A 5,894-nucleotide genomic window follows, 5' to 3' on the forward strand; every position below is an offset into this window, starting at 1 on the left:
GAAGCGGATAGCCCTCCAACCTGCCTCAAGGTGCATGAAGGGCCTTGCGCAGCTGCCGAAACGACCGCTCCGGGTCAAAGTGTGACGAACAGCAAATAGAAGGAAGGTCTGCTTTCCGCCTCGTGAGCTGACCAAGGCGTTTCTTCCGGGATGTGCCACGACCGGACCTTAACGGCTGGGATGATCCAGGCGTTGGGCCGAACTGCTACACAGTCAGGATTGTTGATCCTGTGGTCTTGCGAGCTTGCAAATCCTGATGGGCCTTGGCCGCTTCCCGTAACGGATAGGTTTGGTTGACCTCGATCTTAACCGTGCCTGAGAGCACGACATCGAACAGATCCTGGGCCATGGTCAGAAGATCGGCCCGCTTTGCGGCATAGGTTCCCAAGGTGGGGCGTGTCACATACAGCGAGCCCTTCTGTGCCAGGATGCCCAGATTGAGCGGTTCGACCGCTCCCGACGATTGCCCGAAGAGCACCATGAGCCCGCGCGGGGCGAGACAGTCCAAGGAGGCGGCGAAGGTGTCCTTTCCAACCGAGTCGTACACGACTGGAACCATGCTGCCGTTGGTGATCTCCCTCACCCGCTCGACGAAGTTCTCGCGCGTGTAGAGGATGGTATGGTCGCAGCCATGAGCCTTGGCGAGTTCCGCCTTCTTGTCACTCCCGACGGTGCCGATGATCGTGGCTCCCAGCGACTTGGCCCATTGGCACGCGATGAGGCCGACGCCACCAGCCGCCGCATGGAACAGGATGGTGTCGCCTTCCTTGACCTTGTAGGTCTGCCGGATGAGGTACTGGGCTGTCATGCCTTTCAGCATCATCGCGGCTGCCTGCTGATCGGAGATGCCGTCCGGCAACACGACTAGGCGATCGGCCGGCGTGACCCGCTCTTCGGAATAGGCGCCTTGGGGGCCGCCTGAATAGGCCACCCTGTCGCCGACCTTCACGTCCGTCACGCCCGGACCAACCGCCTCGACCACGCCCGCCGCCTCTGTGCCAAGGCCGCTCGGCAGGGAGGCTGGGTAGGCGCCCGAGCGCACATAGGTATCGACGAAATTGAGTCCAATGGCCGTGTGCCGCACACGAGCTTCACCTGACCCAGGCTGGCCGACGTCAACTTCCTCCCAGACGAGAACCTCAGGCCCTCCGGTCTCATGGAAGCGCATTGCGTGGGTCATGATGTCGTTCCCCTAGGGTGCCAGTTCGCGGCTCCAGCTTAGGAGAAGGGCGAAGGTCTGCAAGGGGTCAGGTAGTGAAATTCGTTCACTGACAGGAACGTCCGATGTTCCTGTCCAAAGCGGAAGTTCGCCCCCTGTCCGGAACGTGCCATTAGACGACATTCCAGGCTGATAGCCATCCGAACACCGAAGCCTAGACGGGTAGCAGGTGAAGTTTGCGAAAAGCGCAGCTTTCGCCCAGTGGCGAGAGGCGGTGATGGGCAGAGCCCCACCCTGGGCAACTGCGCCCTCAGACCTCAGCCGGGCGGTTTGGTGCTGTCGTCTCCGTAACCCCGCCTTCCGTTGAGCTGCGGTCGTGGTTGCACAGCGGGAACTGGAGCGGGCGTCAACGCACCCCAAATCTTGCGCATGATCGATTTTGCCAAATTGAGGATGTCCTGGGTCATGTCTCGCTCGCCTTCCTTTGTGCCACCAACGGCTCCGGGTTTGCCGTGCGCCCTCGGCAACTTGGTGCAGGTTTTTGACTGGTCTGGAGGTCAACCGGAAGTGGAGACTCAACGGCCACGGGCGCGGGCACCCAAATCCTCACGGAGTTCGTGCTCATGGACGATCCGATCATACGACTGATCGGCGCTTCTGATCGCGTATTGCGGCTCACGATGTGGATCATCGAGCCTGACGATCTCATAGCCGCCCTTCCAGGTCTCGGGCTGACCGTCCTCCGCGTAGTAGACGGCCTGTCCCACAGCAAAGAGATGCTCCCCTGAGGTTGGCGTCGATCGGCTCTTCTCTGAGTGCTCTGCCATTCTTGGCGGACTGCGGCGGGGTACGCCGCCACTTGGCTTCGCCGGAGCAGAGGTAGGTCTGTATGTGACCGGCTGCGCGGCTGCTACCGGCACTGTCCAGTCGAGCAGCGTGCGGCCGCCATCGTCCATCACACGCAGAGCATCGGTCCGGGTTGGCCAGCGTCTCATTCCTGATCTTCCCCCGATTGAGTGGACACCGGGTTAGCTCGCTGTCCGCTCGGCCTGTTCGGGTGTGAGATACCCGAGAGCCGAGTGAATGCGCTGCCGATTGTAGTAGCCCTCGATGTAGCCGAACAGATCCCGGCGAGCCTCCTCGCGCGTCGCCCAGCTTCGCTGATGGACCAACTCCACCTTCAGGGAGTGGAAGAACGACTCCATCGGAGCGTTGTCATAGCAGCAACCTGTTCGGCTCATCGATGGCTTGGCGCTGATCAGAGACAACTGCCGGCTATACGCCTCGGCTGCATATTGGCTGCCACGATCCGAATGATGAATGAGACCAGGCCCTGGTCGCTGCCGCTGGGTGGCCATCATCAGAGCGCCAAGGGCCAGTTCGGTGCGCATGTGATCGCGCATTGACCAGCCGACCTCCTTCCGGGTGGCCAGATCCAGCACGGCCGCCAGGTAGAGCCAGCCCTCACCAGTGGGAATGTAGGTGATGTCGGCCAACCACACACGGTTGGGCACCGATGCTGTAAACATCTGCTGCAGCAGGTTGGGCGCCATCGGCAGCTGATGACGACTGTCGGTCGTGGTGGGCCGGAAGCGGCGGCGGGCCAGGGCGCGAAGGCCATGTCGGCGCATCAGCCGCTCGACCCGGCCGCGGCTGACCTGGTGGCCTTCTGCTCTCAAGGCTGCGTGCATCCTCGGACTGCCATAGCGTGCATGATGCTGCCCATGAAGCCTCTGCACCTCCTGCAGCAGGCGCCGGTTGGCGATGGCTCTTGGGCTCTCCGGCCGGGAGCGCCAGGCATAATAGCAGCTGGGCGAGACCTGGAGCACGCGGCACATGAGCCGCACCGGGTAAGTGCGGGCATGCTGCTCGATGAAGCCAAACCTCATTTGGGCATCTCCGCGAAGATGCCGATGGCTTTTTTTAACACGTCGCGCTCCATGCGCGTGCGATCGAGTTCACGGCGCAGCCGGGCGATCTCCGCCGCCTGATCGGCCGGGGATGCGGTGCCAGCCGGCAACGGCGTGGGCGCGGCCCTGGACCGGGGCGCAACCCCATGGGCAAGGGCGCGCCAGTTGCGCAGCATCGAGGGAGAGATCCCCAGCTCGGTCGCGATCTGCATGGTTGGTCGGCCACTGCTCTCCAGCAGTGCGACGGCCTCTCGCTTGAACTCGGGTGTGAATTCTCGCCTTGTCTTCGTCATCAAACACCTTCCCACTCCCACAGGAGCGTATCAGAGGTGTCCGTCGAAGCGAGGGAGGATCAGGGCGACCATGCCCGGCACCGCCGAAGGCAACAGCCAGGTCGCCAAGGATTGCGCCGACAAGATCGCCGCTTAGGAGCACCTCATGCGCACGACCCGAGAGAGCATCACCTTCGACCACCCCTTCTTACTGATGGCCGTGGACAAGCTGCAGCCCGCCGGCACATACACAGTCGACATTGACGAGGAACTGATTGAGGGCCTGTCGTTTCTCGCCTACCGGCGCGTTGCGACCACCATCTACCTGCCCCTCGTCCAAGGGAACAAGGGCTCGGTGCAGGCCGTCAGGGTCGATCCTCAAGAGTTGACGGCAGCCCACCGGGAAATGCCACCCGCCTGAGGACAGCGGATCAATTGCTTTTGCGGCAAAAGGCATCGTCCACTGTACTCTCTCAGGGATAGTCACTGCGCGACAGGACCTGTCCCAACAACGGAGGCTATGATGTTTGGCTTTAGAGGCGGCGAAAGCGATGAGACCGTCACCCGCAAGACCGGATACCGCATCGACGCAAAGCGGCAGTGGAGCTGTCTCACCACCTTGGATCTGTCAGAGATCAAGAATGAGGATCAGCTGAGCGCGCTGGTGAAGGTGCGCTACAGCCTGCCCTATGAAAAGGCCAGAACCGACGTTCAAGGCTGGATGGCAGGCAAGCAGTTCTAAACTCGTCGGCCAGTTTGCCCCGGCTGATGAAGTCCTTGATCTGAGCACATGCCTGGTGGAGATCAGTCAATGACAACAGACTTTTACGTCGTTCGACATCATGGCGCCTGGCGCATCCGGGTGTATGGCAAACACCGTGGGGAGTATACCTCCCGCGTTTCGGCCATCAATGCCGCCGTAACGGAGGCTCAAGCGGCCGCGTCAGGAGCCAGGGTCTTTAGCACCGGGATCGTCAGCCAGTTCAGCCAGGAATGGCGGTCCAGTGATGGGACCAACTCACTCTCGCCTTGACCATAACAGCGCGAACTCACAGGAGACTTGAATGAGCGAACGAATGAGCCGCCTTTGTGACGAGCTGCGGATCAAGCTTCACGGAATTGATCGCCGTCTTGAGGCGCTCAAGTCGAACGGTGTGGCGACTTTCGCCAACTCACAAGGAGTTCTCGAGAGCCGTCTCGACCGTGTTGAGCAGCGTATCTATGATAACCGCGTCACCGTTGAAGCTGCCAATGTCAGGGTCAAGGCATGACTCGCGGAGGAAAAGGCCGGCTCTGTTGTGGGTCACCCTCTTTGGACTGAGCGCCACAAAGCTCATCTGCTGGAGGTCTGTGCCGATGATGCTGAAGTCTACGCCATTGCTGTCTTTGAGCTTGCGGCTGCAGCGGCAGATGAAGCCACACTGGCAGTCCTGCAGGCACTTCTGGCGCGAAACAATTCTGATGTCGCGGTTCTGTGCGAGACGGAGCCTCTATGATGTTTATCATCGAGTTCTTTCGGCTGCGTGGCACAGACGAGACTCATGCGACTCTGGATCGGGTCGAACATGACGCAACAGATCTGGAGGACACAAAAGTGAGAGCCATGTCCCTCTTTGAGACGTTGGATATGCCGCAAAAGCCGGATGCCGTGCGTATCCTGAATCACAATGGTGATGAGGTGTTTATCTGGAGCCCAAAGCGCTCCAGCGCTTAAATCCGGAAGCGTCTCCACGCGTGTTGTATGCACCCATTGAGGTGAACGGGAGAACAGTTGTGGCCAGTGTTCATTACAGGATCGTCGAGCACGAGGACGGATGGGCCTACAAAGCCGGGGATGTCTTCTCGGAACGCTACGCCACCTATGAGGAAGCACGCGAGGCGGCAGAACGAGCCGCCGCCGAACAGCGGTTGCCGGGCGCGACTGAGGATATCGAGTACCAGGACGAAGCGGGTGATTGGCACGAAGAAGTCTCTCGGGGGACGGATCGGCCGGAGACAGACGTCACGGGATAAGGGGTCGGGTATTCTTCTCAGAGCCCGGTCCGCAATCCCTCTGAAGGCCTCGACGATGATGCACCATAGGGCTCCAGATCAGCAGGCACGGCGGGGCGGAGGCATGGAGGATCATCGGCCGCCTTCCTCTCTTGAAGCCTCCTGACGCTATTGGTGCCGACGACCCTGCTGCCTCGCCTTCAAATTCTTGCCGGGCACCGGTCAGGCAAATGAGCTTCCGAGCCGGATCGCGACAAGGGCACCAGAACTGACGATGGCAGACCATTTTGAAGCTATCAGTGTGCCCGAACGCAATGCTGATGAACTGCCTGGAACCATGGTAAATCTCGCTCGGCTGCCGGCGTTGCTGTTAGGGACGCCTGGGGCATCGGACGAGAAGTTGGATCCGATGAGCTCTGCATCTCAGCGATCCTAGAACCATCTCGAAGCGCCGGTGGTGCGTCTACTTAAAGTTCCGACGCTCTAGGTCGTGTGGACGGATTTGATGAGGATAAAGCTCAGAGCAAGCGCGACGACCGAGCTGTAGTTCTCGTCAGTCTT

8 protein-coding genes are annotated in these 5,894 nt (G+C 60.6%); 5 read left to right on the forward strand and 3 right to left on the reverse strand.

Translation table 11 applies throughout. The features are described from left to right. Positions 1-205: 205 nt before the first annotated feature. The 3 genes from ILT44_RS29680 to ILT44_RS29690 form a co-directional block, all read right to left on the reverse strand. Positions 206-1,180, reverse strand: a complete 975-nt coding sequence (locus tag ILT44_RS29680; protein WP_204243204.1) for a quinone oxidoreductase family protein — start codon at positions 1,178-1,180, stop codon at positions 206-208. 554 nt (positions 1,181-1,734) lie between these two features. Then, positions 1,735-2,154, reverse strand: coding sequence for a hypothetical protein (locus tag ILT44_RS29685; protein ID WP_204243205.1), 420 nt, complete (start codon positions 2,152-2,154; stop codon positions 1,735-1,737). A 33-nt stretch (positions 2,155-2,187) separates the two neighbouring features. After that, a protein-coding gene (locus ILT44_RS29690; protein ID WP_204243206.1) for an IS3 family transposase occupies positions 2,188-3,362 on the reverse strand; the annotation gives its coding sequence in 2 pieces (ribosomal slippage) (positions 2,188-3,074 and positions 3,074-3,362; 1,176 coding nt in all). Between the two features lie 145 nt (positions 3,363-3,507). Here ILT44_RS29690 and ILT44_RS29695 point away from each other — a divergent pair. The 5 genes from ILT44_RS29695 (at position 3,508) to ILT44_RS29715 (ending at position 5,354) form a co-directional block, all read left to right on the forward strand. Then, positions 3,508-3,762, forward strand: coding sequence for a hypothetical protein (locus ILT44_RS29695; protein ID WP_204243207.1), 255 nt, complete (start codon positions 3,508-3,510; stop codon positions 3,760-3,762). A gap of 102 nt (positions 3,763-3,864) precedes the next feature. After that, on the forward strand, positions 3,865-4,083 hold the full coding sequence (locus tag ILT44_RS29700) for a hypothetical protein (RefSeq protein WP_204243208.1): 219 nt from the start codon (positions 3,865-3,867) through the stop codon (positions 4,081-4,083). A gap of 322 nt (positions 4,084-4,405) precedes the next feature. Next, on the forward strand, positions 4,406-4,612 hold the full coding sequence (locus tag ILT44_RS29705; protein WP_204243209.1) for a hypothetical protein: 207 nt from the start codon (positions 4,406-4,408) through the stop codon (positions 4,610-4,612). Positions 4,613-4,836: 224 nt separating this feature from the next. After that, on the forward strand, positions 4,837-5,055 hold the full coding sequence (locus ILT44_RS29710) for a hypothetical protein (RefSeq protein ID WP_204243210.1): 219 nt from the start codon (positions 4,837-4,839) through the stop codon (positions 5,053-5,055). Between the two features lie 59 nt (positions 5,056-5,114). Further along, complete coding sequence (locus tag ILT44_RS29715; protein WP_204243211.1) at positions 5,115-5,354, forward strand: hypothetical protein; 240 nt, start codon at positions 5,115-5,117, stop codon at positions 5,352-5,354. Positions 5,355-5,894 lie beyond the last annotated feature (540 nt).

Origin of the sequence: Microvirga arvi, from assembly GCF_016892765.1 — a bacterium.
Taxonomy (GTDB): Bacteria; Pseudomonadota; Alphaproteobacteria; order Rhizobiales; family Beijerinckiaceae; genus Microvirga; species Microvirga arvi.